This window comes from Phenylobacterium koreense (assembly GCF_040545335.1).
Classification (GTDB): domain Bacteria; phylum Pseudomonadota; class Alphaproteobacteria; order Caulobacterales; family Caulobacteraceae; genus Phenylobacterium; species Phenylobacterium koreense.
This window is the reverse complement of record NZ_JBEPLU010000001.1, coordinates 1100901-1127617: the sequence shown is the minus strand read 5'-3', so window position 1 is coordinate 1127617 and position 26717 is coordinate 1100901. Positions and strand designations below refer to the sequence as shown.

Sequence of the window (26717 nt, the reverse complement as noted above, 5' to 3'; positions counted from 1 at the left end):
CATTTGGATCATGAAAGCTGGAAGCCTATCTGCACCGTCAAGGTAGGCCTCCCCGCCCGCCTCCTACCCATCCGACAGAAATTTCGCGGACGGCGCTCGCCGGCCGCATAGAGACGTGGAGCAGCGCGTGAGCGACGCGGAAGGCTATCAGGCGATCGCCGAAGTGGAGCAGGACGCGGCGAGCCATCGGCCGCCGGAACCTTCCCTCGGGCAAAGGCTGCGTTGGCCGTTGATGATCGGCGGCCCGCTGCTGATCATCGCGGTGGTTGGCTATTTCGTGCTGACAAGCGGCCGGTTCCAGACAACCGACAACGCCTATGTCCAGACCGCCCGCGCAGGCATCAGCCCGAGCATCGACGGCCGGGTGATCGAGGTCGACGTCAAGGAGAACCAGCAGGTCCGCAGGGGCCAGTTGCTCTTCAAACTGGACCCCGCCGACTATCAGGTCGCGGTCGCCCAGGCCGAGGCCGCGCTGGCCGCCGCGCAGTATGAAGTCAGCGGTTCGCGCGCGGTCTACGAGCAACGCCAGGCCGACCTCGCGGCTGCGCAGGAGACGGTGAGCTACACCGAGCGCGAAGCCGCCCGCCAGAAGGCGCTGGCCGCCGCAGGCGTTTCGACCCAAGCCCAGGCAGACGAAGCCGCCCACGCGGCCGAGCAGGCCCGCCGGCAGATCCCGGTGGTCCGTCAGCAGATGGCCTCGGCCCTGGCCGACATCGGCGGCCGGGCGACCCTGCCCGTCGATCAGCATCCCAAGGTGCTGCAAGCCAAGGCGGCCCTCGACCAGGCCAAGCTCAATCTCTCCTACACGGTGGTGACCGCCCCGGCCGACGGCGTGGTGACCAAGGTCGAGCAGATCCAGGTGGGCAACCGCGTCAACGCCTCCCAGACGCTCTTCTGGCTGATCTCCGGCACGCCGTGGATCGAGGCCAACTTCAAGGAAGACCAGCTCGCTCACATGCGAGTCGGCCAGGCCGCCACGGTGAAGATCGACGCCTACGATCATGAGCTGAAGGCCCATGTGGCCAGCTTCAGCCCGGGCACCGGCTCCAGTTTCGCCCTGCTGCCGCCCGAGAACGCCACCGGCAACTGGGTGAAGGTGGTCCAGCGCCTGCCCGTCCGTCTGGCCCTCGATGAAGCTGCGCCCGACCTCAGCGGCGGCCTCAGCGCCAAGGTGAAGGTCGACGTCCGCTCGGCGCTGCGTACGGCGGCGGCCGCGCGATGACCGGAGCCGGCAACGGCAAGGGCGACGCCGCCAACCGGGTTCCCATTACGATCGCCGTCATGCTGGCGACGATCATGAACTCGCTGGACACGACGATCGCCAACGTCGCGCTGCCGCATATCCAGGGCAGCGTCTCGGCGTCGGCTGACCAGATCACCTGGGTGCTGACCTCATACATCGTCGCGGCGACGATCATGACTCCGCTGACCGGCTTCCTGGCCGATCGGTTGGGCCGCAAGACGGTGTTCCTGATCTCCATCGCCGGGTTCACCGTCGCCTCGATGCTGTGCGGCATCGCCACGAGCCTGGTGGAGATCGTCCTCTTCCGCCTGCTGCAGGGCCTGTTCGGCGCGGCGCTGATCCCGCTGTCCCAGGCGGTGCTGCTGGACATCAACCCACCCGAGCGCCACGGCCAGGCCATGGCGGTGTGGGGCGCCGGCGCGGTGCTCGGCCCGATCCTCGGCCCGGCTCTGGGCGGCTGGCTGACCGACAACCTCGACTGGCGCTGGGTGTTCTTCATCAACCTGCCGGTCGGCCTCCTGGCCTTCGCCGGCGTCTTCCTGTTTCTCTCGGAGAAGAAGGGCGACGAAAAGCGGCCCTTCGACATCCTGGGCTTTGCGAGCCTGGCGCTCGCCATCGGCGCCTTCCAGCTCCTGCTCGACCGCGGCCCCAGCCAGGACTGGTTCGGCTCGGCCGAGATCTGGACCTATCTGGTGGTGACGATCATCGCGCTCTGGATCTTCGGGGTGCAGCTCGCGACGGCGGCCAAGCCCTTCGTGGCGCGCGCCCTGCTGGCGGACGCCAACTTCATCACCTGCTGCATATTCGGCTTCTTCATCGGCATCCTGCTCTATTCGACGCTCGCCCTGCTGCCGCCGATGATGCAGACCCTGCTGGGCTATCCGGTGGCCTTCACCGGCCTGGTCAGCATGCCGCGCGGGATCGGGTCCTTTGTCGCCATGTTCGCGGTGGGCCAGCTCATCGGCCGGGTGAACATCAAGCTCATCCTGCTGGCGGGCCTGACGATCAGCGCCGTGTCCCTGTGGCAGATGACCCACTTCACACTCGACATGGACACCCACCTGATCATCGTCTCGGGCTTCCTGTCGGGCGTCGGGACGGGCCTCGTCTTCGTGCCGCTGTCGACCATCGCCTTCGCGACCGTCCAGGCCCAGTACCGGGCCGAGGGCGCCGGTCTCTTCACCCTGATCCGCAACATCGGCTCGGCCGCCGGCATCTCGATCATGCAGGCCAAGTACGTCAGCGGGATCGAGACCCATCGCACCGTGATGGTGGAGCACGCCCGGCCGGACAATCCCCTGTTCCAGGCCTACGAGCCGCTGCTCTTCCACACCCAGAGCGCCATGGCCGGCTTCAGCGGGATGATCAACCGCCAGGCCTCCATGCTCTCCTACATCGACGATTTCAGGCTGATGCTGGGGATCACCATCCTCTGCGCGCCCCTCATCCTTCTCATGCGCACCCCAAAGACCAAGGCGGAAGATAACGTCCATGTCGCCGTCGACTAACGCCCGCCGCCCTGCGGCCCTCCTGGCCAGCATTAGCCTGGCCGCCCTGCTGTCGGCCTGCGCCACGGTGGGGCCTGATTTCGAACAGCCGGCCGCGCCTGCGACCGGCGCCTACGCCATGGCCGGCGACGCCGCGCCCGTGGAAGCTCGCCTGGACGCCGCGGGCGCGGCGAGCGGGCCCTGGTGGACGGCCCTCGGCTCCCCGACCCTCGATGCGGTCGTCCGCCAGGCCCTGGCCGACAGTCCGACCCTGGCCGAGGCCGACGCCACCCTGCGGCAGGCCCGCTCGGCCCTGGCCCTGGCGCGCGGCGAGGCGGGGCCTCAGGCCGATCTCAACGGCGGCTTCAATCGCCAGCGGGCCAACCTGCAGGCCTTCGGCTTCACCGGCTTCGGTGACGTGCAGCTCAGCAACCCGACCTTCAGCCTCTATTCGGTCGGCGGCGGAATCTCCTACGATCTCGACATCTTCGGCGGCGAACGGCGCAAGCTGGAGGGCGCGGCGGCGCGTCTGGAGGCGCAGGCGCGCCGAACCGACGCGGCCTATCTGTCGCTGACCGCCAACGTCGCCCTGCAGGCGGTGACCATCGCCACCCTCCAGGCCCAGATCGACGCGGTCGAGGGAATGATCGCCGACGACGAGGCCAACGTCGAACTGGTGCGCAAGGCCAACGCGCTTGGCGGCTCGACCCGAACCGCTAAGGTCGCCGCCGAGACCCAGCTCGAGGCCGACCGTGCGCTGCTGCCGCCGCTGCGCGGCGAACTCTCGGCCGCCCGCCACGCCCTGGCCGTGCTGGTGGGCAAAGCGCCGGCCGATTGGGCCGCTCCCGAGTTCAAGCTGGCCGAAATGGGCCTCAGCTCGGAGATCCCGGTGACCCTGCCTTCGGAACTCGTGCGAAAGCGGCCGGACATTCTGGCCGCCGAGTCCGACCTGCACGCCGCCACCGCCGACATCGGCGTGGCGACCGCCGACCTTTATCCGAAGATCGGCCTCAGCGCGTCGATCGCCCAGGGTTCGCTGAAGCCGGACGACCTGTTCTCCTACGACGCCACCGGTTGGAACATCGGCGCGGGCCTGACGGCGCCGCTGTTCAACGGTGGGGCGCTCAAGGCGCGGCGCCAGCAGGCGCGCGAGGCTGCGGCGATCGCTTCGGCCCGCTACCAGCAGACCGTGCTGACCGCCTTCGGCCAGGTGGCCGACGCCATGTCGGCCCTGGCCGCTGACGACGAGGCGATCACCGCTCAGCAGCGAGTCTCGGAACAGGCCGAGGAACATCTGCGCCTGGCCAAGCTCGCCTTCCAGAATGGCGGCGGCGGCTTCCTCGAGGTGCTCGACGCCCAGCGCAGCTCGCACAACGCCCAGTCGGCGCTGGCGCGCGCCGAGGGCCAACGCCTGGCCGACGCCGTCCGCCTGTTCGCCGCCACCGGCGCCGACTGGCGTCAGGCTTCGGCCAGCGCCGATTGACGGACGTCAGTCCCGGGGTGGCGCCCGGGACGACGCCATCTCAGCCTCTGCGCGGAACTTCACCCCCGGCCTAATCCGTGGGCTGCGCGACGAAGCGGGCGGCATGCTCCCGCTGCTTGGCGAGCGCCTGCGGGTGGTGATCCTTCAGCCGCTCCGTGAGGCGGCGGACCTGCTGCTCCATCCTGGTGACCGCCGCGTCCAGCGCCTGGTGCGCGTCCTCCCCGGTCCCGTGCGAGGTCAGTTGCTGGCCCGAGGTCAGCGTGACCTCGCAGTCGACCTTGAAGGCGTGGCCTTCCCGGCCCAGCACCACGTCGGCGCGGCCGCCGCGCTCGAAATGCTTGCCGACGCAGGCCGACAGTTCATCCGCGGCCCTTTCCCGGAAAGCGGCGCCGACATCAACCTGTTTGCCAGTGACCCGAACTTGCATGGAACGACCAAGCCTCCTCTGAGCGATGGCCGGCCCGACCCCGCAACGAACCGCGGCGGTTCGGACCGGTATCCAAGGGTTAGGCTGCGCCCGTCCGGTGACCTTGACAATAATCAGACCGGGCAACGTTCCGTTCGCTGCTCGATAAAGAGCTTCTGGAAGCGCTCATGTTTTCGGGGAATGAATGGCGGTGGGGGGCAGTCGGCGGACAAGTTGTCCCCGAGCCATCCTTCTACGCCAGAGGAATAAGCCTCGTCCGAATGAAATCGACGCGGCCCAGAAGGTTCTCGGCCAGTTCACGGGTCGGAGCGACCGGAATCGGGTAGCTCTCCGAAAGGTCGCGGCCCGCGAGAACATTGTCCGCCCAATCCTGCGCGATGGCGCAGTACAGCCGCAGGGCGAGAGCCGGCGTCGGCGTGTCGTCCGTTTCGAAGTGCATCGACGGCAGGTCGCCAACGACAACCCAACGCTCGGCGTCTTCCGGTCTCGCGCCAGGCTGACGCCGTGCGAGAAAGAGAGCGATGACGGGGGCGACGCCAAAAGCGAGAACGAGATCCGCAATCGGCGGGTCCCAGCTGTATGTATGCAGATAGCGCCAAGCCTCCGCTCGCAGCACGTCAAGCTCGCGGAGTTCCTCCTCACTTTCGTAGTCGAGGTTTTCACCCGTCGGGAACGAAAAGGTGTCGATCAATTGGCTCATCCAAAGAGGCTATAGCGCTTTCCGGGCTGGTCAAGAACAAAAATGGAACATTTGGGCGGCTTGAATGGTCATCGCGTCGCTCGCCGGTATGGCTGACCGATCGGTTGCATGGAGAGCAGAAATACCGCCGCGTTATCCGCGACTTGCGCGTCTCACGCCGGAAGAGAGACGAATTCTCAGACTGAATGGCGGTGGAGGCAGTCAAACGCGAAATGGTCTCCAAAAACAATGTAAAAACAATCACTTAAATTTGCTCGAAGGCGGATGGAGACGACTTCTCGGCGGTGTTAGGTGTCAGGTTCCATCCTCGATGGGAGCCAGACCATGGCTGAAGCAAACCAGGGCGCGATCGAGCGCGAACTAAGCCTCGTCGCATGCATGCGCCTTCAGGAACTCGCTGAGGCCGGCGCCCCGCCAACGACAATAGGTGTCGGAGATCTGTCCCGGCCCTGGCTAAATCCGCGCGTCGAGGCCACTGAGGACGACGTGCGAGAAGCGCAGTGTATTGTCCATTCCGGCGCGATCCCGGGCGTTGAAGCAGGCAGTGGAAGTCCCGACGCAGGCCGACGCGTCGACGACGGCGTCTGCAAGCGCCGCTCACGCACGGCGTCGTCGTCTACTTGTTAGGTCGGCGGCGTCATCTGGGCTGTTCCTCCATCACTGGTGCGCGCCGCTTACGGGCGATGCGTGCTACCATTGCCAGTCCTGTTAAGAGAATCGCGGAGGACATCAGCGCTCAATTGAGCGGTGAGATTTGAGACGCTGCGGAGCGGACCGATGACTGCGATTAAAGACAGGTCGACGAAACCAGGTTGGCGAAGCAGCGTGGCGGCCGTGCTCCTTTTCTTCGGCGTTCTTGGAATAATCTGGGCGCCCCCCGGCGTACCAACGCTAATCGCAAACGTTACCTGCGTGGCGGGCATGGTCTCCTTTTTGGCGTCCGATCCCTCGTCCGTAAGTCTCGAAAAATTTGTCCCCCCTAATCTTTCACCCGAGGTCGCTGAGCGCCTACAATCGATAAGAAACTGGGGCGGGTTTGTCTCGCTCTGCCTCTGCGGCTCGATCTTGGCGGGACTTGCATCCAGTTGGTTGCGCAGCAGCTTTGGTGAAGCTCGCCCCGCCGTCGCTGCGCTTTCTACTGTTTTGCTTGTTGGCGCGACGCTCGCAACTGTCCTAATGCGGCGTCGCTTCCGTCGTCTGCTCGCAGTTCCAGATGGAGAGCGTCCTTAGCCAAGGACTCGGTTGGCATCGGCTCCGTCACAATCCTGAAGCCTCGCTATGAGGGCGCGCGCGCTGCTCACTTTGCACCTCTCGCCTTTTGGCAACTGGATGCATCGGTGCAAATCGCCATGCCGTCGTCTTGGGCGGAGCAGCGGCGATGGGTTTCCGCGGCGGGTTCGCCTGGGTCTCCCTAGACTCTGATCGAAAGCAGCCGGGGGGACGATGCGACTGCGCTCGGTGGTGCAGCGCATCCAGGAGCGGGACGCCGAACGCCAGAAGGCGGCCGCCGACCACGACCAGTTCATCACTGACATGGCCAAGTGAGCCGTGATGTCGGCGCCACAGGGCGCAAAAACATGCCCCGACTAGTGGGGGAAACTAGTGGGGAATGTGTTTTCTAAGGTCTTGATTTTTAACGCTTTTAAGCGTTGGCGGATCGCATAGCCAGGCGCGAACGCGTCTCCAGCCTGGCCGCCGTGGCTGACGGGACCGATGCGCGCTTCACCCGCGAGGCGCGCATCTCGTCATGCGCATTACGCGTCCGGAGCGGGCGGCTTTCTGGCGACGAGGTCGATCAAGGCGGACATGCCCGAATGGCCTTGGCCTTCGTGCAGTTCGCTGTCGTGCTCGGCAAGTTGGAGAATCTCGAAATCAGCGAAGGCCTCTTCCAGCAGGCCTCGCGTATAGAGTTGTTCGCGCTGCCTCGGTCCGCCGGTGGCGTAGGCGATCTGTTCGGGCCTGTAGCCCTCCATCAGGATAAGGCCGCCGGGCTTCAGCGTGCGCTTCATGCCCTCGAAAATCACCGATCGGAGTTCGGGGGCGGCGAACTGGATGAAGATGGCCACGACGACGTCGAAGCATTCGGCCCGCCATTCCCAGTCTTCGATCTGCGACAGCCGATGGTCGACCGCCACGCGCTTCTCGGCGGCAAGCTGGCGGGCCTTGCTCAGACCGGCGTTCGAGGCGTCAAAGGCCGTTACGCTCAGGCCTTGCGAGGCGAGCCACACGCTGTTTCGCCCCTCGCCGTCGGCGACGGCGAGCGCGGTCTGCCCCGGTTCAAGAAGATGACCGCAGGAGGTCAGGAAGCGGTTGGGTTCGACGCCGAACACATAGTCCGCCCCCGAGTATCTTTGATCCCACATCAGCTATCTCCATTCCGGGGCCGTCATGTTGCAAGCTTGCACGAGTGAAGGGCGATGAGGAGGCGTCAGCTCCAGATCGCCGCTGCGCTGCGCCACAGCATGTAGGCGGCGACCGCGAAGATCAGGAGGGCGAAGATGGTGTTGAGCGCGCCCTTGTGGGCGGACAGCCGCTTCGAGAGCGCTGCGCCGACCAGGCCCCCGACCACCCCGCCGCCGATGAATACGGCCGCGAGCAGCCAATCGACCAGACCTGAAACCGCATAGTTGAGCGCGGCCGTGAGCCCGAAGGCGGCGACGGCGACCAGAGACGAGCCGATGGCGTTGCGCATCGGCATCCCGGTCGAGGCCATGAGGCCGGGCACGATCAGGAAGCCGCCGCCAATGCCGAAGAAGCCTGAGAACAGCCCGGTCGCGGCGCCATAGCCGAGCACCTTCGGCGCGTTCTCCCGGCGGCACTGGGCGTCGGGGTCGCCCGGATCGCCGCGCGTCTTCAGCATCAGCGCGCCGACGGCGATCATCAGCAGCGCGAAGAGGAACAGCAGCTTCTGGCCGTCGAACGCCTTGCCGAGCATCGATCCGGCATAGGCGCCCGCGACGCCGGCGGCGGCGAACATGCCTGCGCAACGCCATTTGACGGCGCCTTGGCGGGCATGCGGCATGAGGTTGGCTCCGGCGTTGACGGCGACCGCAAGCGCGCTGGTGCCGATCGCGACGTGCGGCGAGGCGACGCCCACGAGATACACCATGAGGGGAACGGCGAGGATCGACCCGCCGCCGCCGACCAGGCCCAGCGTAAAGCCGACGAGCGAACCCGATCCCGCGCCGAGCAGATATTGGACGGGCTCCAGCGTCATGGCGTCAGAGCCTGTTGACCGGCAGCTTCAGGTAGCTCGCGCCGTTGTCTTCCGGCTCCGGCAGGCGGCCGCCGCGCATGTTGACCTGAATGGACGGCAGGATCAGCCGTGGCATGCCGAGCGTCGCATCGCGCGCCTGGCGCATGGCGACGAACTGGTCCTCGCTCACCCCGGCGTGGACATGGACATTGTGCTCGCGCTCCTCGCCGACCGTCGTCTCCCAGGCGTAGGTGTCGCGGCCCGGGGCCTTGTAGTCGTGGCAGAGATGAAGGCTGGTCCGGTCCGGCAGCGACAGCAGGCGCCGGATGGAGCGGTAGAGCGTGCGTGCGTCGCCGCCGGGGAAATCGGCGCGGGCGGTCCCGTAGTCGGGCATGAACAGCGTGTCGCCGATGAACGCGGCGGCGCCGATCACATAGGTCATGTCGGCCGGGGTGTGGCCGGGGACGTGCAGCGCGATCGCTTCGATCGAGCCGACCCTGAAGCGGTCGCCGTCATCGAACAGGCGGTCGAACTGCGACCCGTCGCGGGGGAAACGCGTGCCTTCGTTGAAGATCTTTCCGAAGACCTGCTGGACGGTGAGGATGTGACGGCCGATGGCGAGCCTGCCGCCCAGCTTTTCCTGGAGGTAGGGCGCGGCGGAGAGGTGGTCGGCGTGGGCGTGGGTTTCGAGCAGCCATTCGACCTCCAGGCCCTCGTTCTCGACATAGGCGATCACCTTGTCGGCGGACGCATAGGAGGTGCGCCCCGACGCCGGGTCGAAGTCGAGCACGCTGTCGATGATCGCGGCCTTGCCGGTGGCCGGATCGGAGATGACGTGGGTGACGGTGAAGGTGTCCTCGTCGAAGAAGCTGCGGATGACCGCGGGCCGCGCCTTGCTCGCGGCCGCGATGATCCGGGCGGCTTCACCGATGTGCGGGTCGGTCATGGTCCTGTCCTTTCCTGACGAGCGGGCGCCGGCTTCGCGCGACGGGCCCGCGAAGCCGGCCGACCGGCTCAGAGCGTCTTCTTGCTGAAGTACCAGTCGGTGTAGTCGTAGCCCTCGTTGGCGCGGGCCTTGGCCGCCTCTGCGGTGGCGGGCGGCGGCACGATCACCGGCTCGCCGGGCCGCCAGTTCTCCGGCGTCGCCACCTTGTTCGCATCGGACGTCTGGAGCGCGGTGAGCAGGCGGATGAATTCTTCGACCGAGCGGCCGTTCGACATCGGGTAGTAGACCATCGCCCGGACGATCCCGTCCGGATCGATCAGGAAGGTCGCCCGCACGGCCGAGGTGTCGGACGCGCCGGGGTGGATCATCCCGAACGCCTTGGCGACGTTCATCGACAGGTCGTCGATGATTGGGAACGGGATCTCGACCCCGAACTTCTCCTCGATGCTGCGCATCCAGGCGATGTGCGAATGCACGGAGTCGATGGAGAGGCCCAGCAGCTCGCAATTGAGCGCCTGGAAGCGGTCGGCCGCTTTCGCGAAGCCCATGAACTCGGTCGTGCAGACCGGAGTGAAGTCCGCGGGGTGGGAGAAGAGGACCAGCCACTTGCCCCGGTAGTCGTCGAGCGAGCGCTCGCCGTGGGTGGTCCTCGCCTTGAAGGCCGGCGCCGGCTCGTTGATGCGCGGCATCGAGGGGCGGATGTCGGTTTGGTCTGTCACCGTGATCTCCTGCGGCTATGGTGCATAGCTATGAGATACATATTTCATTTAATCATGTGAATATAATTTAATTGATGCTCAGGATCGGATTTTTCAATGGGCCTGGAAACCCTTGTGCATATTGCGCGGGCGGCGATCGGCGGAGGCGTCTCTGGACGCTCCGCTGCGTTCAATTTCTGAAACTAAGCGATGGGGCGTCGCTCAGGCGGCCGATAGGACCTGCCTTACCCATGCCATGAGATGCGTGCGGTCCATGGCGCCGGCGACTCGGGCGATCTCGTTCCCGTTCCTGAAGGCTATGAGGGTGGGGATGGAGCGTATGGCCAATCGCCCGGCCAGGCGCGGCTCTGCTTCGGTGTCGACCTTCAGAAGGCGGACGTGCGGCTCCAGCTCCGCGGCCGCGCTCTTGAACGCGGGAGCCATGGCGCGGCACGGCCCGCACCAGTTCGCCCAGAAATCCACAATGACGGGCAGGCTGCCGCGATTGATGTGGCGATTGAACGCGGCCTCGTCGACCTCGATGGGCTGGCCCTGGAACAGCGGGGCTTTGCACCGGCCGCATTTCGGTGCGGCGTCGAGCTTGGCCTCGGGGATGCGGTTGATGCTCGCGCAGGCCGGGCACGTCACCAGTACGGGGTCGGGCATGAGGGCGTCCTCCAGGGCGAATTCGGCTGATCGTTTACCCGTATGATGTAACCGTGTAAAAGATGGATTCAATCCGTTACGGGAGTGGGATTTTGAACCCCAGTGCAGACGACGACGCGCCATCGCGGCCGGGGACGGTCCAGATCGGCGACGTCGCCCCCAATTTCCAGGCGCGCACCACGATGGGCGAGATGAGCCTGTCGGACTATCGCGGCCGCTGGGTGCTGCTGTTTTCGCATCCTGCGGATTTCACGCCAGTCTGCACGAGCGAGTTCGTCGCCCTGTCGCGGGCGAGCGACCGGTTCAAGGCGCTCAATTGTGAACTGGTCGCGATCTCGGTCGACAGCCTCTACGCCCACCTGGGCTGGATACGGGCGATCCATGAGCACTTCGGCGTGACCGTCAGCTTCCCGATCGTCGAAGACCCGTCGATGGTCATCGGCCGAGCCTACGGAATGCTGGCCGAGGACGCGCCGGACGCCGCGACGCTGCGCGCGACCTTCTTCATCGATCCGGACGGCGTCGTGCGCGCCAAGCTCTGCTATCCGGCCACCATCGGGAGATCGGTGGACGAACTTCTGCGCGTGATCGCCGCTCTGCAACGGGTCGACAGCGACAACGTGGTGACGCCCGAGGGCTGGCGGCCGGGCGACGATGTGCTCCTCCCACCCCATCAGGATCAGGCGTCCGCGCTGGATGCGTCCGGCGAGGCGTGCTGGTTCCATCGCACCCGGCCCGACAGGCAGGCAAAGGCAGGCAAGTGACGACCTTCACGGACAAGGAACTCGATGCGATCACCGACGTCCTGAAGGCGCTGGCCCACGACGTCCGGCTGAAGCTCATGCGGACGCTGCTCGAGAACGGGGAAAAGTCGGTCGGCGAGTTGGAAACCCTCACCGGTATCGGCCAGCCGGGGCTGTCGCAGCAGCTCGCCATTCTTCGCAAGGCCGAGCTGGTGCAGACGAGGCGCGATGCGAAGCTCGTATTCTACAGCCTTTCCTCGGACGCGTTGCGGGACACGGCGAGGCTGATTTGCGCATTGGGGGGCCTTTCCCCGAAGAGCGAGCCGGTGACGACGAAAAGGGCTCAGTCGCGCGCGCGGGGTTCGGCGGCCGCCTTCGCCAAGATCCTGTAGCCGGCGCGGCGCGTCATTCCTCCTCGATCGGCGGCCTCGGCCGGCCGAACTGGTCGCACAGCATATCGATCAGCTGGCGGACGCCGTCGTCGGCGAGGCGATAGTAGATCGTCGTTCCCTCGCGGCGCGTGCGCACCAGGCCGCCGGCGCGCAGCTTGCCCAGGTGCTGCGAGACGCTGGACTGCGACTGCTCGCAAAGTTCCACCAGCTTGCCGACCGACAACTCTCCCTGGGTGAGGCGGCAGAGCAGCAGCAGTCGCTGCTCGTTGGCGAGCAGCTTCAGGATGTTCGCGGCTTCGGCCGCATGTTCCGCCAACTGCGCCAACGGCGTGTCGAGGGGCATCATCGGGTCGCGGGCCTCCCATCATCCCGAAGCAACACATAGATGGCCGGGATGACCAGAACAGTAAGCAGGGTCGAGGAGGCAAGCCCGAACAGGAGCGAGATCGCCAGGCCCTGGAATATGGGGTCGGTGAGGATCACGGCCGCGCCGATCATGGCGGCGAGCGCGGTCAGGAGGATCGGCTTGAACCGGATCGTACCAGCCTCGATGAGAACGTCCCGCAGCGGCTTGTCGGCCGTGGCCGCGTGCCGGATGAAGTCCACCAGCAGGATCGAGTTGCGCACGATGATCCCGGCCAAGGCGATGAAGCCGATCATCGACGTCGCCGTGAACGGCGCCCGGAACAGCATGTGGCCGATGACGATGCCGACCAGGGTCAGCGGCACCGGGGTCAGGATGACCAGCGGCAGGCGGAAGCTGCGGAACTGCGCGACGACCAGGACATAGATCCCCAGCAGGGCGACCATGAAGGCCGCGCCCATGTCGCGGAACGTGACCCAGGTGATTTCCCATTCCCCGTCCCAAAGCATGGATGACACGCTTTCGTCCGTCGGCTGCCCGTTGAGCCGGATGACGGGCTTTGAAAGGCCCTTGCCGGCCCAATCGTACTCGTTCACGGCGCGATCGACCGCCAGCATGCCGTAGATCGGCGCTTCATAGGCGCCGGCGAGTTCGGCCGTCACCATGTCGGCGTAACGGCCGTCGCGCCGGAAGATGGCGAGGCCGCCGGTCTCGGTCCTGGCTTCGACCACGGCGCCCAGGTCGATGAGCTGACCGCTCGACGTCCGTGCGATGGGCGTGCTCGAAAGGGTCTGCGTCCAGCTCCGGTCCTTTTGCTCTAGCGCGACGGTGATCGGGAGCGGCGAGCGCCCGTTCCCACGGGCGGCGTAGCCCACGGTCTGGCTGCCCATCAGCATGGCGAGGCTGTCGGCGACCTCACGCTCGGAGAGGCCGTAATAGTCGATGCGGTCCCGCTGCAGGTCGAGGCGCAGCTTGGGCCGGGGCGCGCCGAAGCTGTTGTCCACGTCGACGATGAAGGGGACGGACTTGAAGATCTTTTCTAGTTCGGCGGCGGTCCTCTGGCGGGTGGCTTCATCTGGACCATAGACTTCGGCCAGCAGCGTCGCGAGCACCGGCGGCCCCGGCGGCGTCTCGACGACCTTGACCGAGGCCCCGACCGGCAGTTTCAGAGCCTTCAACTGCTGGCGCAGATCGAGCGCGATCTCGTGGCTGGAGCGGCTGCGGTCGCTCTTGGGGAGGAGCGTCACCATCACGTCGCCCTGTTCGGGCTGCGAGCGCAGGAAATAGTGACGAACCAGGCCGTTGAAGTTGAACGGCGCCGATGTGCCGACATAGGCCTCCATCGACGTCGCTTCGGGCAGGCCGCGCGCGACGCCGGCGACGTCCTCCAGCACACGGCTCGTGCTTTCGAGAGCCGCGCCTTCGGGCATGTCCACCACCACCTGGACCTCCGACTTGTTGTCGAACGGCAGCAGCTTCACCGTCACGGCCTTGAAGTAGAACATCGAGCAGGCGAGGAGCGTCGCCACCCCGACCCCGATCAGGAAGTTGCGGGCCGACTTGCGGGTGTCGATCACGCGATGGGCGATGCGGGCGTAGAGCCGGCCCAGCCGGCCGCCGCTCTCGTCATGTCCATGGCCGTGGCCGTGGGCGAGGGTCTTCCGCGCGAAGCGGACCATCAGCCACGGCGCAATGACCACGGCGACGAAGAAGGAGAAGATCATCGCCGCCGAGGCGTTGACCGGGATCGGGGCCATGTAGGGGCCCATCAGCCCCGAGACGAACAGCATCGGCAGCAGGGCGGCGACCACGGTCAGGGTCGCCACCACGGTCGGGTTGCCGACCTCGGCCACGGCCTCGACCGCCGCCTGGGTGCGGCTGCGCCCGTCGTTCATCGCCCAGTGGCGGGCGATGTTCTCGATCATGACGATCGCATCGTCCACGAGAATGCCGATGGAGAAGATGAGCGCGAACAGGCTGACCCGGTTGATCGTGTAGCCCATCAGGTTCGAGGCGAACATGGTGAGCAGGATCGTGGTCGGGATCACCACGGCGGTGACGCCGGCCTCGCGCCAGCCGATGGCGAAGCCGATCAGGACCACGATCGAGACAGTGGCGAGCCCCAGGTGGAACAGGAGTTCGTTGGCCTTCTCGTTCGCCGTCTCGCCATAGTTGCGGGTGACGGCGACGGTGACGTCGTCGGGGATCAGCTTGCCGTGGAGGCTTTCGACGCGTTCGAGGATGGCCTCGGACACCACGACCGCATTGGCGCCGGCGCGCTTGGCGAACGCTATGCTGACGGCGGGCGCGGAATCCCACTTGCCGTTTTCCGCCTTGGTCCAGCGCCAGGCTCGCGCCTGGTCCTCGCGAGGCCCCTGGGTGACCGTCGCGACGTCGCGCAGATAGACGGGCGCGCCGGCGCCGCTGCGCACGGTCAGAAGCCCGACCTCCTGCGCCGACGACAAGGTCCGGCCCGCAGTGACGCCGACCGCCTTGCCGTCCTCGCGGATATGGCCGAGCGGAAAGCTGCGGTTGGCCTGGCTCGCCGCCTCGATCACATTGCCCAACGGCACGCCGTATTGGCGCAGCCTTGCCGGATCGGGCGCGATGCGGATCTCCTCCGGTCGGCCGCCGACGAGGAAGGTGAGGCCCACATCGTCGACCTTGGCGATCTCGGTGCGCAGCTTCGAGGCCAGGTCGTAGAGGCTGGCGTCGTTCCATTGGCCTGCGGCGCCCGGCTTGGGGGTTAGGGTCAGGACGACGGCGGGCACGTCGTTGATGCCCCGCACCGTCACCTTGGGGTCGGGGATCCCGACCGGCTTCCTGTCCCAGTTGGCGCGCAGCTTCTCCTCGATGCGGATGGCCGCATCCTCGGGGTTCGACCCGACGAGGAAGCGGGCCGTGACCATCACGCCGTCGTCCTGGGCCTGGGTGTAGACGTGCTCCACCCCGTCGACGCTCTTGACGATCGTCTCCAGAGGGATGCCGACCAGCTCGGTCGCGTCGGCGGCGGAGAAGCCGGGGGCCATCACCTGGATGTCCACCATCGGCACGCTGATCTGCGGTTCTTCCTCCCGAGGGATGGAGATCAGCGCCAGCAAGCCGACCGCTATCGCGGCGAGCAGGAACAGCGGCGTCAGGGGTGATGCGATGGTGGCTTTGGTGAGGCGACCGGAGATGCCGAGGTTCATTGGCCGGCCGTCCCCGCAGGCTTTGCCGGCGCCCACAGGGCGTCGCCGGGCGACACGCCGCTCAGGATCTCGACCATGCCAGGATCGTCGGTGGGCGCGATCTGCACTGGAACCATGCTCAGACGCTTGCCGTCGGCCACCACCTGGACCTGATCTATGCCGTAGCGCGTGGTGACGAAGGTCTTGGGCGCCACCAGCGCCTTGCGCGTCCCGATCTCGACGGAAGCGCTCACGCGGCGGCCGACGAACTGGGCGCTGAGGCCGGGCAGAGTCGCATCGACGCGCACCTGACCGCCGGTGATCCCGGGATAGACCTGTGTCACGCTGCCCTGAGACGAGCTCGAAGGCATGTTCGCTTCGTTGACGATCACGCGCGCGCCGGGCCGCACCTGTCCGGCGACCGATTCCGGCAGCATCAGGCGCAGGATCGGCGGGCCCGCGGTGACGGTGGCGATCGACATGCCCGGCGCGACGACCGAGCCTGCCGGAATGTCCGCCCGAAGCACACGCCCGGTCGCCGGCGCCAGGACCGCGCCTTGCTCGGCCACGCTGGCGCTGGCGCCCTGCTGCGCGCGCGCGGCGGCGACCTGGGCATTGGCCGCATGCGCGGCGGCCACGGCCTGGTCGAGCCGCGCCTTGGCGTAGACGCCATTGTCGTAAAGGTCCCGGATGCGTGCGAGGTCGGCGTCGGCGCGTGCGGCCTCGGCCTGGGCGGCGGCGACCTGGGCGCCATAGGCGCGCGTCTCGAAGCCTAGGCGGGAATCAACGATCAGGCCGATCTTCTGGCCCTTTCGCACCTCGTCGCCCGCGCGCACCGAGAGGGATGCCAGCACGCCAGGAATGCGGGCCAGCGCCTCGGCCTGGTCGCGCGTGGCGATCTCCGCGCCGACCACCTTCAGGTCGGCGATCTCCTTTGGCGCCAGACGCAGGATGTCGCCCGCCGGCAGGGGCGGCGCCGGCGGCTCGCGCTCCGGTTCACCCCCGCAGGCCGATAGCGCCAGCAGGGCGCCCGCCAACCAGACCCACTTGGCCATGCCGTTCACCGCCCGCCTGTCCGCGCCGCTTAACCGCTGATCACCGGAAGCCCGGCGTCCCGCCATGCGCCGATCCCGCCGGCGAGGTGGGTGTCGATGGCGCTCTGGGCCCGGGCGCATTGGTCGAGCGCCTGCCCCGACCGCTTTCCGCCCGCGCATTGCAGAACCACGGTCTTCCCCTGCGGATCGGGAAGGTCGGCCGGCGAAAAGCGCGACAGCGGCATATTCACGGCCCCGGCGATGTGGCCGTTCGCGAACTCATCCGGCTCACGCACGTCGATCAGAAGCGCTGCGCCGCCCTCCAGCATGGAATGCAGTTCGCGCGCGCCGATCTCGCGGTGGCCGCCGGTTTTCTTCGATCCGAACATGGGAGCCTCTTAAGTTTGTAGATTGCTTATAATATGTAATCGTCATATATAGTCAACGCGACCGCAGGGCGGAAGGGAGCACAACATGGGCAAGCCGTTGATCGTCGTGCTGGGAGCCGGTCTCGGCGGCGCGACCGCGTCCTTTGAGATCAAGGCCGCCGTCAAGGATCGCGCCGATGTGATGGTTGTGTCGGACTCGGATGCCTATAGTTTTGTGCCGTCCAACCCTTGGGTGGCGGTTCGCTGGCGCGAGCCCGAAGCCATCCAGGTCCACCTCCCCCCGGTGTTCGCGAAGAAGAAGATCGGCTTCACCTCGGTGGGCGCAAAGCGTCTCCATGCCGGCGAGAAGCGGCTGGAGCTCAATGACGGCGCCTCTATCAGTTACGATTATCTTGTAATCGCGACGGGCCCGGACCTCGCCTTCGACGAGATCGAAGGGCTCGGGCCGCAAGGACACACCGTCTCAGTCTGCCAGACCTCTCACGCCGCCGCCGCGGCCGACGCCTTCGACGCCTTCGTGGAGCAGCCGGGCCCGATCGTCGTCGGCGCGGTGCAGGGCGCGTCCTGCTACGGGCCGGCCTACGAGTTCGCCCTGATCCTCGACACCGAACTGCGCAAGCGCAAGATCCGCGACCGCGTGCCGATGACCTTCGTCACCGCCGAGCCCTATATCGGCCATCTGGGCCTCGATGGGGTCGGGGACACCAAGGGCCTGCTCGAAAGCGAGCTGCGCGACCGTCACATCAAATGGATCACCAATGCGCGCGTCGCCAAGGTCGAGGCCGGCCTGATGCACGTCGAGGAGGTGGGCGAGGACGGCGCCGTGAAGAAGACGCACGATCTGCCGTTCGGCTATTCGATGATGCTTCCGGCCTTTCGGGGCGTGCCCGCGGTCCGGAACATCGAGGGGCTGGCCAATCCCCGCGGCTTCATCATTGTCGACAAGCATCAGCGCAATCCAGCCTTCCCGGAGATCTTCGCCCTGGGCGTCTGCGTCGCCATCGCGCCGACCGGACCCACGCCGGTTCCGGTCGGCGTGCCGAAGACGGGCTTCATGATCGAATCCATGTCGACGGCGATCGCCGCCAATCTCGCCGCCGTCCTTGAGGAGAGGGAGCCGACCGCTGAAGCGACCTGGAACGCGGTCTGCCTGGCCGACTTCGGGGACGGGGGCGTCGCCTTCGTGGCCCAGCCCCAGATTCCGCCGCGCAACGTCAATTGGGCGTCCAGCGGCAAGTGGGTCCATCTGGCGAAGGTCGGCTTCGAAAAATACTTCCTGCGCAAGGTCCGCAAGGGCGAGAGCGAGCCCTTCTACGAGAAGCTGGCGCTCCACGTCATGGGCATCCGCAAGCTGCGCTTCTGATCTTCAAATCCTTGAATGAAGGAATGAAACGATGACTCTCGACCGCGCCGTCATGGTGTTCGCCGGCTGTGTCGTGCTGCTGGGCGTCGTCCTGTCGCTCACCGTGCATCCGTGGTGGATCGCCCTGACCGTCTTCGCCGGCCTGAACATGATCCAGGCCAGCTTCACCGGCTTCTGCCCGGCCGCGATGGTGTTCAAGTCGCTGGGGGTTCGCCCGGGCACGGCCTTCAAATGAGGCTCAAGCGGTCGCTGATCGCCTGCCTCCTCGTGGGCGTCGCCGCGCCCGCCCATGCGACCACCCTGGAAGACGCGATCGCGGCCGCCCTGCGGCACGCCCCGGAAATCCAGGCGGCGCAAGCCGACGCCGACGCCGCCGAGGCCCGGATCGGAGCGGCGAGGGGGCAAGGCCTGCCCAGCGTCGCTCTGACCGGAACGGTCGGGGCCGGGCGGCTCGATCCGCTGGGCTATTTCGGGCTTCAGGCGGCGAACGTCTCCCCCCGCGCCGCCCAGCTTACGATCGAGCAGCCTCTCTTCGCGGGCGGCAGGATCAGCTCTGCAATCGCCCAAGCCCGGGCGGGGAGCGCGGCGGCCCGCGCCGGCGAAGGCTCGACCCGCAGTCAGGTCGTCCTCGCGACGGTGCAAGCCTATGGCGATGTGCTGACCGCGCACCGCACGACGTCGCTCTACGAGCAGATGGTCGCTCAGATGCAGGAGATCCAGCGCCAGGCCCAGCTCCGCTTCAGGGCCGGGGACAGCCCAAGCACCGATATCGCCCAGGCCGAGGCGCGGCTGGCGGAAGCCCAGGCCGGTCTCGAACGCGCCCGCGGGCGCGCCGTCTCAGCCGAGGCGAGATTCATGAACCTGACGGGCCTGGGGCCGCGGGATCTGCAACCCCTGCCGCCAAGCCCGCCTGGGCCTGGAACCATCGAAGAGGCGTTGGACATCGCGCGGGCGAAGAACCCTGGTCTGGCCCAGGCCGAAGCTGCGCTGGCCGCCGCGCGCGCGGCGGCTCGAGGCGCACGCGCCGAGCGCCTGCCGATGGTCGGCGCCTTCGCCGAGGGCTCCACGGTGCGCGACCAGTTCTTCCCCGACTATCGCGCGGACGGCGTGACCGTCGGCGTGCGCGGGCGCTGGCAGGTGTTCGCAGGCGGACGCATTTCCGCAAGGATCGCGGAATCCGACAGCGCGGTGAGGGCGGCCGAGGCGCGTCTGCGCGCGGCCCGCGCCGCTGTCGACGAGCAGACGATCGGCGCCTTTCAGGGCGTTCGCTCGGCCGCCATGGTCGAAGCGGCCGCCACCCGCCAGGCCCTTGCCGCCGCCCAGGCGCGCGACGGTGTCCGCCATGAAGTTCGCGTCGGCATGAAGCCGCAACTCGACCTGCTCGACGCCGAGCGTGAAGCGACCGCCGCCGCGGTGAACGAGGCCAAGGCTCGAAGCGATCGCATCGTCGCGGCCTATCGGCTGCTCGCCCTGCTCGGGACCTGAGAGCCGGCCCACGCCCGGCGGATGCGGGCTGCGACCTCAGCCTGCGCAATCCCTCTCGCCAACACGAAACGGTGGCGCAGCCACCTGAAGGAGACACGCCTATGTCCGTGGACATGATCAAGGAAATCAACTGTCCGTCGTCAGAAGTTTTGGGACAGTGGGGCTTTGGATTTAGCGGAGGATTGGGCTCGTCTGGGGTTGATATCTAGGCGGCGATTTTGCGGTGCTGCAAGCGCCGATGTTCGAGGGTCTGTCGCTTGACGCTGGCGCGGCGGCGCAGGATGTCGGCAGCCCGTCCGAAGTAGGCGTCGGCCGGCGTCACGTTGTCCAGGCTCTCGTGATAGCGGGCGTGGTTGTAGTGCTCGATGAAGGCTCCGATCTGGGCCTCCAGGTCGCCGGGCAGGAAGTAGTTTTCCAGCAGGATGCGGTTCTTCAGGGTCTGATGCCAGCGCTCGATCTTGCCCTGGGTCTGGGGATGATAGGGCGCGCCGCGGACGTGGGTGATGTCCTGCCGGCCCAACCACTGGGCCAGTTCGCCAGAGATGTAGCTCGAGCCATTGTCCGACAGCAGACGCGGCTTGTGCCGGACGTGGACCTGGTCGCAGCCGGAGGCCTTGAGCGCCAGCTCCAGGGTGTCGGTGACGTCGTCGGCCTTCATGGTCGTGCACAGCTTCCAGGCCACGACGTAGCGCGAGAAGTCGTCCAGGACCGTCGACAGATAGACCCAGCCCCACCCGATGATCTTGAAGTAGGTGAAGTCGGTCTGCCACATCTGGTTGGGCGCCGTGGTCTTGTCGCTGAACGCCTTGGCCGCTTTCATGACGATGAAGGCCGGGCTGGTGATCAGGTCATGGGCCTTCAGGAGCCTGTAAACACTGGCCTCCGAGACGAAGTAGCCCTGGCTGTCGGTGAACCGCGCGGCCAGTTCCCGAGGGCTCAGTTCCGAATGCTCCAGGGCCATCTCCAGGATCGCGGCGCGAACCTCCTCGGGGATGCGGTTCCACACCCGGCTGGGTCGCCCTGGGCGGTCTTCCAGCGCCTCCGGGCCGCCGGTCTGGTACTGGTCGTACCAGCGATAGAAGGTCGCGCGCGGCACGCCGATCTGCTCCAGCGTTCGGCGCACCGATAGGTTCGACTGCTCGACCAGGCGGATGATCTCGATCTTCTCAGCTGCGGGGTATCTCATTCGCCGTCGCCCCCATCGGCGATCATGCTTTTTTTGAGCAGGCGGATCTCCAGCGCCTGCTCGGCGACGACCTCCTTCAGGGCGGTGGCTTCCCGACGCAGATCCTTCACCTCGTCCGTGGTCGCAGCCCGGGCGGTGTCGCCCGCCAGGCGGCGCTTGCCCGCCTCCAGAAACTCCTTCGACCACACGTAGTACAGGCTCTGGGCGATCCCCTCCTTGCGGCACAGCTCCGCGATGCTGTCTTCCCCACGCAGCCCGTCCAACACGATCCGGATCTTGTCTTCCGCCGAGAAATGTCGGCGCGTCGCCCGCCGGATATCCTTCGCCACCCGCTCACCGGGCGTCGTCTTCGCGGCCAAGGGTTTTGGTCTCATCTTCGTTCCTTCGTCACTACGACGAGACCAAAACCCTCCTAAATGCGGCACCCTCAATCTGTCTCATCGGCGCTGACGCCGGACACCCCCGAGCACCTGAAGCTGCGCGGCGTGATGGGCATGATCGCCTGCCACGATCCGCAGGGGCTGCTCGTCGAAATCTACTACGGAGCGACCGAGCGACGCGAAATTCCGTTCGTTTCGCCGGCCGGCGTCAGCGGCTTCGTGACCGGCGACCAGGGCCTGGGCCATGTGGTGCTGGCTGCGGCCGATATTGGCGCCGCGCGGGCCTTCTACAGCGACATCCTCGGCTTCCGGCTGTCCGACATCATCCGGATGCAGATCACCGAAGAGTTCGGGATGGATCTGGAATTCTACCACTGCAACCCGCGCCATCACACGCTGGCCCTGGTCCCGCTGCCCGTGCCGCGGCGGCTGAACCACTTCATGCTGCAGGTCGAGACCCTCGACGACGTCGGCTTCGCGCTGGACCGCGTCGCGGCGGCGAAGATCCCGCTGATGAACACGCTGGGCAAGCACACCAACGACCACATGGTGTCGTTCTACGCCCAGACCCCGTCGGGCTTCGAGATCGAGTACGGCTGGGGCGCGCGCGACATCGACGAGAATTGGCGTGTCGTGCGGCACGACAAGACCAGCATCTGGGGACACAAACGCCAGGGCTGAATTTCGCCGCTGCCTATGCCGATGCGCCTTACGGATGCCGGAGCGCGTGGTGGTCCGTCATTCGACGATGCCCCCGTTCCAAAAAGCGGACGGTTAGTTCAGTCCGCTTTCAGGCCCGTCGCCGATGTCATCTATTGGCACCGAGCGGTCTACCTGGGGATCAAGAGTCCGATTGTAAAGACGCCCACAAACGTGAGCGCGCACAATAAGCCGAATGGCCAACTCGATCGGCTGGCTGGTTCAATGGAGCGGCGATTTAGCCTAGCGAAGCGCATCTGAAGGCGACGCAGACGTGCATCGCTTCCAGGGCCCTCCAAGAGGCGGCCACGCGCTTCAGTCGTTTTGCCGTCCATATTCCCCGAGATTGGGTCCGACAGATTAATGGTCGGCAAAAGGTTGTCGCCTGGGTCCGCTTCTGGAGCCTGAGTTGATGTCTGGTAGGGGCGCGAAGAAGTAGCCGCCGTAGACGATGCAGGCTCGGACGGTGCATCGGCGACCTGGGTCACATCCGCTCCCCGCAGACCATCACGGTGTTGCCTGCGGAAGCTGCGATATCGCGGAGGCATGCGGCGCGGTCCTGCTACCCAACCAACTTCCGAGACTACGGAGCGGCCTCTTTAGAGGCCGTTGTAACGTTTAAAGTCGAGGATCATTTTGCTATGATAACGTCATTGGCGAATTATTCGCAGGAATCAACGTGAGCAATTTTGACCGTTTGATCGAGGGCCGCACGAGCGTCTCGGCCAAAATTCGGGCGCTGCATGAAGCTGGTATTGCAGGCAAAGAAATCGCAAACTTCCTCGGCGTGAAGGAGAACCACGTCTACTCGACGATCTCTCGCGATCGCGCACGCAGGAAAAATGCTAACGTTAGCGATTGCGGTGATGTCAACGTTGCTGGTATGACTCGCGCCGTCGGTGACCAGCCGGCGTTGGATGACGAAGAGGTTGTCATGGTTGCGAGCGTGAACGAGCAGGGCGAACTGGTGCTGTCACCCCAGGTGACACAGGCGTTGGGTCTGGTGAACAAGGAGCAGGTGGTGGTTTTCGTGCGGCCGGGCGAGTTGCGCCTGATGAGCCGTGCCAAGGCGGTGGAGCGCCTGCAGGAGAGTGTGCGCCGCGCGGCGCCCGCAGAAGCGGCGCTTGCGAGCGCGCTGCTGAAGGTTGATGCGGACACCCGCAAGTGAGCCGCCTCCGCGTTGTGGACCGGCCGCAGGTGGACCTGCGGCCGGTAGCGGAGCTCAAGCCGGCCAGGCGAGTGCTCCGTACTCACTCCGAGCAGCAGATCGCCCAGATCATGGGATCGATCCGCCAGTTCGGGTTCACGCAACCGATCCTGCTTGGCGACGACAATCGCATTGTCGCAGGTCACGGACGGGTCGAGGCGGCAAAGCGATTGGGCATGGAGACTCTGCCGACGATCGCACTGTCCCATCTCGGGCCGGAAGAACTCCGTGCGTATGCCATTGCGGACAACAAGCTCGCGCTCAATTCCGGCTGGGATGAGGAACTCCTGAAGCTCGAAGTCGTCGAGCTCGCCGAGCTTCCGCTTGAGTTCGAACTCGACGTGACAGGCTTTTCAACCGTCGATCTGGATGTCTTGTTGGACACCGCGGAGGGGAAGGCGGCCGATCCCGACGACAATGACGAGCCTCCGCGTCGATGGCCGACCACAGCCCGAGGTGATCTCTGGAGCCTTGGGACGCACCGCCTGCTGTGCGGCGACTCTCAGGAACCGGGTTCGTTCGCCCGCCTCATGGGTGCGGATCGGGCGCGAATGGTGTTTTCCGATCCGCCGTACAATGTGCGTATCGACGGTCACGTCGGCGGCCTGGGCCGCGTCAAGCATCGCGAGTTCGCGATGGCGGCCGGCGAGATGAGTTCGAACGAGTTCTGCGAGTTCCTGCGGACCGTGTTCGAGAATGCTGCCGAGGTCAGCGTCGACGGCGCACTGCACTTCCAATGCATGGACTGGCGCCACATCGACGAGATGATGACGGCGGGACGCGCGGTCTACGACGAGCTGAAGAACGTCTGCATTTGGGCCAAGGACAACGGCGGCATGGGCTCGCTGTACCGCTCAAGGCACGAGATGGTGTTCCTGTGGAAGGTCGGCTCTGCTCCCCACCTCAACAACGTGGAGCTGGGCAAGAACGGTCGCTATCGCACCAATGTCTGGAACTATCGCGGCGCGACCAAGATCGGACCTGATGCCGAGCTTGCCCTGCACCCGACGGTGAAGCCCGTCGCGATGATCGCCGACGCGATCAAGGACGTTTCGGAAAGGGGCGACATCGTCCTCGATCCATTCGGTGGCAGCGGATCGACATTGATCGCGGCCGAACGCACCAAGCGGGCGGCCAGGTTGATCGAGTATGACGCCGGCTATTGCGACGTCATCGTTGATCGCTGGCAGCGGAAGACCCGGAAGTCGGCGGTCCTGGTCGAGACGGGCGAAGCCTTCGCCGAGGTCAAGGCGCGTCGGGACGAGGAGATAGAGCGGGCCGCTGACCGCGCGCTTGCGGAGGAAGCGGCGTGAACGACCCGATCAAGCGCGATGTGGGCGGGCGGTTCGTCAAGGGCCAATGCCCCAACAGGAATGGTCGCCGGGGCGCCAAGCCACAGTCCAGCGGCATGCATCGGTTTCCGTTCGACAACAGAGAGGCGGCGATGCGGATCGCCGAGCGGAAGGTGAAGATCAAGGTCGCCGGGAAGGAGGAGGAAATGACACTGTACGAAGCCAACCTCCTTCAACTCGGGATGTCCGGCGCCGGCGGCAAGCAGATCTCTGCCGGGAGGTTCATCCGCGAGGTGCAGGCGGCGGCGATCGAGAACGACCGCCACATAGAGATGCAGACGATCTTCTACGAAGGCTGGATGGAATCTCAGAAGGAGATCGAACGGCTCAAGGAGCTGCTGCGGGAAAGCGGCAGCGTTCCGCCGGAAAATGGCGGTGTCTGGACCGCGCCTCTCCCGAGGTGGAAGCGGTTGGCTACCGAGCAGGCGCAACGCGATAGTGATCCTGACGAGAAAGCGACGCTGGATCGTGAGTGATGGTCCTCAGGTCCCGTTCGCCAAGCGAGACCGCAACCGATCCACCAGCAGATTCAGAAGCCGGGTTCGGCCCGGCGGGAGCTCCGTTCCACCAAACCTTTCGCGGCGGTGCTCCATGAAGAGGGCGACCCAGAGTTCAAGGGCGTCGCCTTCCCAATCACCCGTTTGCATCGCCCGCCGCAACGTTTCGTCAGCATAGGGGGCGGCGCCGGCCAAGGTCGGGCTTTTCGTAAGACCGGCGTCAAACGCCAGCTCGTAGCCGTCGATGAGGTGCGCCAAGCCGGCGGCGGCTTCGAAGGTGAGGTCTCGCGGGATCGCCGCGAAGCAGCCCATGCGAACGGCATCCAGCCAGCCTTGATCCAGAGGGGTGCCTTGCGGTGGACGGGAGGCAAGGTGCGCGCGGAGGCGCCGGTCATTGGCAGGTCCGAAGAGCGCTTCGGCGACCTCGTCGATCAAGACGAGCCGCGAGAACCGGCCCTTGGGTATGCGTCGCAGGCCCGGCCGCACAGCCTTCTCGCCCTGCGCGTTCGCCTTGCTGTGCCGGACAGGGCGGTCGCCGAGGTCAGGGAGCGGTTGGCCGGGCCGCCCGCCCAGCCAGTAGTAGGGTCCAATCTCGTATGTCGTCGGATCGACGAACATCCACAGAACGCATCCGCCGGGCTTCGTCGCCAGCACCGTAGAGACATCGACGTGCGCGCGCCGTCCGTCGAGATGTGAGATCTTCAGCTGGACGTGGCGGACCACCGACGCGACTTCAATGATGACATCGTAGCCGTAGCTGTCGTGCTCTGCCTTCAGGATTTCAGGTCCGCTGCCAGTCTGGATCAGCAGATGGCGCGAGAGCTCGCCGAGGAAGAGATGCTCGACCGCCTTTTCCCTATGAACCGACCCCTGTGATTGCCAAGGGTCGCTCTGTTGCTTCGCAGGATTGAATACTACTCGTCTCATGTCGCCACATCAGCCACGGAACTCACGTCGGTTCAACTCGAAATGAGATGAGTGGGCTGTAGATGAGAGGGCGTCATCCAAGCCCTCTCCTTCTATGGAGATCGAGCGTTGGCTAGCGGATCGCGTGAGGACTTTTCGAAAGGCCAAGAACTGGTCTCAAGAGAGACTCGCCGAAGAAGCGGGGTTGCATCGCACGTTCATCTCGCAGATCGAGCGCGCGTCTAAGAAAAGCACCATCGTATCGGTTGAGAAGGTCGCCAAAGGTCTTGGCGTAACGTTCAGCGACCTACTGGATAACAAGCCCTCGTAAGGGTGGACTGCGAGGACGCGTCAATCCGTCATGGTCGAGAACGGAGTTCGGACATGGTGGACGATGTGACCGCAGAAGACGCTTATGTCGCGTTCAAGATGATAATCGGCGATCTTGCGGCCCGGGCGATGGAATTTGGGGAGGATGCTTCGCCGCCCACCATCCTTCTAAAAATCGACGAGTTACAGGCGATCGGCGACATCGGACGCGACATCGCGCTCGCGGCGGATGCGACGGCGATGGCCTTGCGCCGAGCCTACCACCACGAAACCTGAGCTTCGGACTGGACTTCGCCACCGACCAGAGCGTCATTGGTCGCGCGGAAGCGACGCCCCGATGCCTCGCGCCGCAGCCCCGGCGATAGGTCGCGACG

At 66.0% G+C, this 26717-nt stretch carries 27 protein-coding genes; 14 read left to right on the top strand and 13 right to left on the bottom strand.

Features of this window, described 5'->3' with window-relative positions; genetic code table 11:
- Positions 1–127 precede the first annotated feature (127 nt).
- The 3 genes from ABID41_RS05560 to ABID41_RS05550 are packed head-to-tail and all read left to right on the top strand — an operon-like array spanning position 128 to position 4213.
- Entirely contained in the window at positions 128–1222 is a 1095-nt protein-coding gene (locus tag ABID41_RS05560; RefSeq protein WP_331927570.1) for an HlyD family secretion protein, read from the top strand.
- Complete coding sequence (locus ABID41_RS05555) at positions 1219–2751, top strand: MDR family MFS transporter (RefSeq protein WP_331927572.1); 1533 nt, start codon at positions 1219–1221, stop codon at positions 2749–2751. The genes ABID41_RS05560 and ABID41_RS05555 overlap by 4 nt, the downstream gene beginning before the upstream one ends.
- The gene (locus ABID41_RS05550; protein WP_354297276.1) at positions 2735–4213 is read left to right on the top strand and encodes an efflux transporter outer membrane subunit; all 1479 of its coding nucleotides are present in this window, start codon (positions 2735–2737) and stop codon (positions 4211–4213) included. Before ABID41_RS05555 ends, ABID41_RS05550 begins: the two co-directional genes overlap by 17 nt.
- A gap of 70 nt (positions 4214–4283) precedes the next feature.
- Here the strand turns inward: ABID41_RS05550 and hpf are convergent, their stop codons facing one another.
- The 7 genes from hpf to trxC all read right to left on the bottom strand — a co-directional run bounded on the left by hpf (position 4284) and on the right by trxC (position 10846).
- Entirely contained in the window at positions 4284–4640 is a 357-nt protein-coding gene (hpf, locus tag ABID41_RS05545) for a ribosome hibernation-promoting factor, HPF/YfiA family (RefSeq protein ID WP_331931471.1), read from the bottom strand.
- A gap of 232 nt (positions 4641–4872) precedes the next feature.
- Positions 4873–5340: a hypothetical protein gene (locus ABID41_RS05540; RefSeq protein WP_331931473.1), complete on the bottom strand. Its 468-nt coding sequence runs from the start codon at positions 5338–5340 to the stop codon at positions 4873–4875.
- Positions 5341–7094: 1754 nt separating this feature from the next.
- Positions 7095–7703 (bottom strand): class I SAM-dependent methyltransferase, encoded by a 609-nt coding sequence (locus ABID41_RS05535; RefSeq protein ID WP_354297275.1) that lies wholly within the window; start codon positions 7701–7703, stop codon positions 7095–7097.
- Between the two features lie 65 nt (positions 7704–7768).
- Complete coding sequence (locus ABID41_RS05530; RefSeq protein ID WP_269628125.1) at positions 7769–8557, bottom strand: sulfite exporter TauE/SafE family protein; 789 nt, start codon at positions 8555–8557, stop codon at positions 7769–7771.
- A gap of 4 nt (positions 8558–8561) precedes the next feature.
- Positions 8562–9482 (bottom strand): MBL fold metallo-hydrolase, encoded by a 921-nt coding sequence (locus tag ABID41_RS05525; protein WP_293862465.1) that lies wholly within the window; start codon positions 9480–9482, stop codon positions 8562–8564.
- A 68-nt stretch (positions 9483–9550) separates the two neighbouring features.
- Positions 9551–10171: a peroxiredoxin gene (locus tag ABID41_RS05520; RefSeq protein ID WP_374533461.1), complete on the bottom strand. Its 621-nt coding sequence runs from the start codon at positions 10169–10171 to the stop codon at positions 9551–9553.
- A 231-nt stretch (positions 10172–10402) separates the two neighbouring features.
- Positions 10403–10846 carry a thioredoxin TrxC gene (gene trxC, locus ABID41_RS05515; RefSeq protein WP_269628128.1) on the bottom strand — a complete coding sequence of 148 codons (444 nt, stop codon included), beginning with the start codon at positions 10844–10846 and terminating at the stop codon, positions 10403–10405.
- Positions 10847–10938: 92 nt separating this feature from the next.
- On the opposite strand from trxC, the gene ABID41_RS05510 reads away from it, so the two are divergent.
- Together ABID41_RS05510 and ABID41_RS05505 are read left to right on the top strand one after the other, a co-directional pair.
- On the top strand, positions 10939–11610 hold the full coding sequence (locus ABID41_RS05510) for a peroxiredoxin (RefSeq protein ID WP_354297274.1): 672 nt from the start codon (positions 10939–10941) through the stop codon (positions 11608–11610).
- Positions 11607–11981 (top strand): ArsR/SmtB family transcription factor, encoded by a 375-nt coding sequence (locus ABID41_RS05505; RefSeq protein WP_354297273.1) that lies wholly within the window; start codon positions 11607–11609, stop codon positions 11979–11981. The genes ABID41_RS05510 and ABID41_RS05505 overlap by 4 nt, the downstream gene beginning before the upstream one ends.
- 13 nt (positions 11982–11994) lie before the next feature.
- On the opposite strand, the gene ABID41_RS05500 is transcribed toward ABID41_RS05505, so the two are convergent.
- The 4 genes from ABID41_RS05500 to ABID41_RS05485 are packed head-to-tail and all read right to left on the bottom strand — an operon-like array spanning position 11995 to position 16938.
- On the bottom strand, positions 11995–12327 hold the full coding sequence (locus ABID41_RS05500) for an ArsR/SmtB family transcription factor (protein ID WP_269628132.1): 333 nt from the start codon (positions 12325–12327) through the stop codon (positions 11995–11997).
- Positions 12324–15536 carry an efflux RND transporter permease subunit gene (locus ABID41_RS05495; protein WP_354297272.1) on the bottom strand — a complete coding sequence of 1071 codons (3213 nt, stop codon included), beginning with the start codon at positions 15534–15536 and terminating at the stop codon, positions 12324–12326. The genes ABID41_RS05500 and ABID41_RS05495 overlap by 4 nt, the downstream gene beginning before the upstream one ends.
- Complete coding sequence (locus tag ABID41_RS05490; protein ID WP_354297271.1) at positions 15533–16570, bottom strand: efflux RND transporter periplasmic adaptor subunit; 1038 nt, start codon at positions 16568–16570, stop codon at positions 15533–15535. The genes ABID41_RS05495 and ABID41_RS05490 overlap by 4 nt, the downstream gene beginning before the upstream one ends.
- Positions 16571–16599: 29 nt before the next feature.
- Positions 16600–16938, bottom strand: a complete 339-nt coding sequence (locus ABID41_RS05485; protein ID WP_354297270.1) for a rhodanese-like domain-containing protein — start codon at positions 16936–16938, stop codon at positions 16600–16602.
- 85 nt (positions 16939–17023) lie between these two features.
- Here ABID41_RS05485 and ABID41_RS05480 point away from each other — a divergent pair, with 85 nt between their 5' ends.
- The 3 genes from ABID41_RS05480 to ABID41_RS05470 are packed head-to-tail and all read left to right on the top strand — an operon-like array spanning position 17024 to position 19786.
- The gene (locus ABID41_RS05480; protein ID WP_354297269.1) at positions 17024–18301 is read left to right on the top strand and encodes an NAD(P)/FAD-dependent oxidoreductase; all 1278 of its coding nucleotides are present in this window, start codon (positions 17024–17026) and stop codon (positions 18299–18301) included.
- A gap of 31 nt (positions 18302–18332) precedes the next feature.
- Complete coding sequence (locus ABID41_RS05475) at positions 18333–18536, top strand: YgaP family membrane protein (protein WP_354297268.1); 204 nt, start codon at positions 18333–18335, stop codon at positions 18534–18536.
- Complete coding sequence (locus ABID41_RS05470) at positions 18533–19786, top strand: TolC family outer membrane protein (protein WP_354297267.1); 1254 nt, start codon at positions 18533–18535, stop codon at positions 19784–19786. Before ABID41_RS05475 ends, ABID41_RS05470 begins: the two co-directional genes overlap by 4 nt.
- Positions 19787–19991: 205 nt before the next feature.
- On the opposite strand, the gene ABID41_RS05465 is transcribed toward ABID41_RS05470, so the two are convergent.
- Positions 19992–21346 (bottom strand): IS3 family transposase gene (locus ABID41_RS05465; protein ID WP_354297266.1). Its coding sequence is split into 2 segments (ribosomal slippage): positions 19992–21007 and positions 21007–21346, totalling 1356 coding nucleotides; the frame shifts between segments, so codons are not numbered across the junction.
- Between the two features lie 42 nt (positions 21347–21388).
- Here ABID41_RS05465 and ABID41_RS05460 point away from each other — a divergent pair.
- From ABID41_RS05460 to ABID41_RS05445, 4 genes are all read left to right on the top strand, one after another.
- On the top strand, positions 21389–22033 hold the full coding sequence (locus tag ABID41_RS05460; RefSeq protein WP_354297265.1) for a VOC family protein: 645 nt from the start codon (positions 21389–21391) through the stop codon (positions 22031–22033).
- Between the two features lie 697 nt (positions 22034–22730).
- Positions 22731–23219, top strand: coding sequence for a hypothetical protein (locus ABID41_RS05455; RefSeq protein WP_354297264.1), 489 nt, complete (start codon positions 22731–22733; stop codon positions 23217–23219).
- On the top strand, positions 23216–24571 hold the full coding sequence (locus ABID41_RS05450) for a site-specific DNA-methyltransferase (RefSeq protein ID WP_354297263.1): 1356 nt from the start codon (positions 23216–23218) through the stop codon (positions 24569–24571). Before ABID41_RS05455 ends, ABID41_RS05450 begins: the two co-directional genes overlap by 4 nt.
- Complete coding sequence (locus tag ABID41_RS05445) at positions 24568–25086, top strand: hypothetical protein (RefSeq protein WP_269628142.1); 519 nt, start codon at positions 24568–24570, stop codon at positions 25084–25086. Before ABID41_RS05450 ends, ABID41_RS05445 begins: the two co-directional genes overlap by 4 nt.
- Before the next feature lie 6 nt (positions 25087–25092).
- On the opposite strand, the gene ABID41_RS05440 is transcribed toward ABID41_RS05445, so the two are convergent.
- Positions 25093–26034 (bottom strand): hypothetical protein, encoded by a 942-nt coding sequence (locus ABID41_RS05440; RefSeq protein WP_354297262.1) that lies wholly within the window; start codon positions 26032–26034, stop codon positions 25093–25095.
- A gap of 94 nt (positions 26035–26128) precedes the next feature.
- Here ABID41_RS05440 and ABID41_RS05435 point away from each other — a divergent pair, with 94 nt between their 5' ends.
- Positions 26129–26344 carry a helix-turn-helix domain-containing protein gene (locus ABID41_RS05435; RefSeq protein ID WP_354297261.1) on the top strand — a complete coding sequence of 72 codons (216 nt, stop codon included), beginning with the start codon at positions 26129–26131 and terminating at the stop codon, positions 26342–26344.
- Between the two features lie 53 nt (positions 26345–26397).
- A complete protein-coding gene (locus tag ABID41_RS05430) occupies positions 26398–26619 on the top strand; it encodes a hypothetical protein (RefSeq protein WP_354297260.1) in 222 nt (73 codons plus the stop codon).
- The last annotated feature ends 98 nt before the right edge of the window (positions 26620–26717 follow it).

Bases quoted from the DNA above. Each gene is read 5' to 3' on its own strand.
- ABID41_RS05490 (WP_354297271.1), bottom strand. From the start codon at position 16,570: ATGGCCAAGTGGGTCTGGTTGGCGGGCGCCCTGCTGGCGCTATCGGCC.
- ABID41_RS05495 (WP_354297272.1), bottom strand. From the start codon at position 15,536: ATGAACCTCGGCATCTCCGGTCGCCTCACCAAAGCCACCATCGCATCA.
- trxC (WP_269628128.1), bottom strand. From the start codon at position 10,846: ATGCCCGACCCCGTACTGGTGACGTGCCCGGCCTGCGCGAGCATCAAC.
- ABID41_RS05485 (WP_354297270.1), bottom strand. From the start codon at position 16,938: ATGTTCGGATCGAAGAAAACCGGCGGCCACCGCGAGATCGGCGCGCGC.
- ABID41_RS05520 (WP_374533461.1), bottom strand. From the start codon at position 10,171: ATGCCGCGCATCAACGAGCCGGCGCCGGCCTTCAAGGCGAGGACCACC.
- hpf (WP_331931471.1), bottom strand. From the start codon at position 4,640: ATGCAAGTTCGGGTCACTGGCAAACAGGTTGATGTCGGCGCCGCTTTC.
- ABID41_RS05435 (WP_354297261.1), top strand. From the start codon at position 26,129: ATGGAGATCGAGCGTTGGCTAGCGGATCGCGTGAGGACTTTTCGAAAG.
- ABID41_RS05440 (WP_354297262.1), bottom strand. From the start codon at position 26,034: ATGAGACGAGTAGTATTCAATCCTGCGAAGCAACAGAGCGACCCTTGG.
- ABID41_RS05470 (WP_354297267.1), top strand. From the start codon at position 18,533: ATGAGGCTCAAGCGGTCGCTGATCGCCTGCCTCCTCGTGGGCGTCGCC.
- ABID41_RS05550 (WP_354297276.1), top strand. From the start codon at position 2,735: ATGTCGCCGTCGACTAACGCCCGCCGCCCTGCGGCCCTCCTGGCCAGC.
- ABID41_RS05530 (WP_269628125.1), bottom strand. From the start codon at position 8,557: ATGACGCTGGAGCCCGTCCAATATCTGCTCGGCGCGGGATCGGGTTCG.
- ABID41_RS05555 (WP_331927572.1), top strand. From the start codon at position 1,219: ATGACCGGAGCCGGCAACGGCAAGGGCGACGCCGCCAACCGGGTTCCC.
- ABID41_RS05535 (WP_354297275.1), bottom strand. From the start codon at position 7,703: ATGTGGGATCAAAGATACTCGGGGGCGGACTATGTGTTCGGCGTCGAA.
- ABID41_RS05525 (WP_293862465.1), bottom strand. From the start codon at position 9,482: ATGACCGACCCGCACATCGGTGAAGCCGCCCGGATCATCGCGGCCGCG.
- ABID41_RS05430 (WP_354297260.1), top strand. From the start codon at position 26,398: ATGGTGGACGATGTGACCGCAGAAGACGCTTATGTCGCGTTCAAGATG.
- ABID41_RS05460 (WP_354297265.1), top strand. From the start codon at position 21,389: ATGCGGCACCCTCAATCTGTCTCATCGGCGCTGACGCCGGACACCCCC.
- ABID41_RS05480 (WP_354297269.1), top strand. From the start codon at position 17,024: ATGGGCAAGCCGTTGATCGTCGTGCTGGGAGCCGGTCTCGGCGGCGCG.
- ABID41_RS05500 (WP_269628132.1), bottom strand. From the start codon at position 12,327: ATGATGCCCCTCGACACGCCGTTGGCGCAGTTGGCGGAACATGCGGCC.
- ABID41_RS05475 (WP_354297268.1), top strand. From the start codon at position 18,333: ATGACTCTCGACCGCGCCGTCATGGTGTTCGCCGGCTGTGTCGTGCTG.
- ABID41_RS05540 (WP_331931473.1), bottom strand. From the start codon at position 5,340: ATGAGCCAATTGATCGACACCTTTTCGTTCCCGACGGGTGAAAACCTC.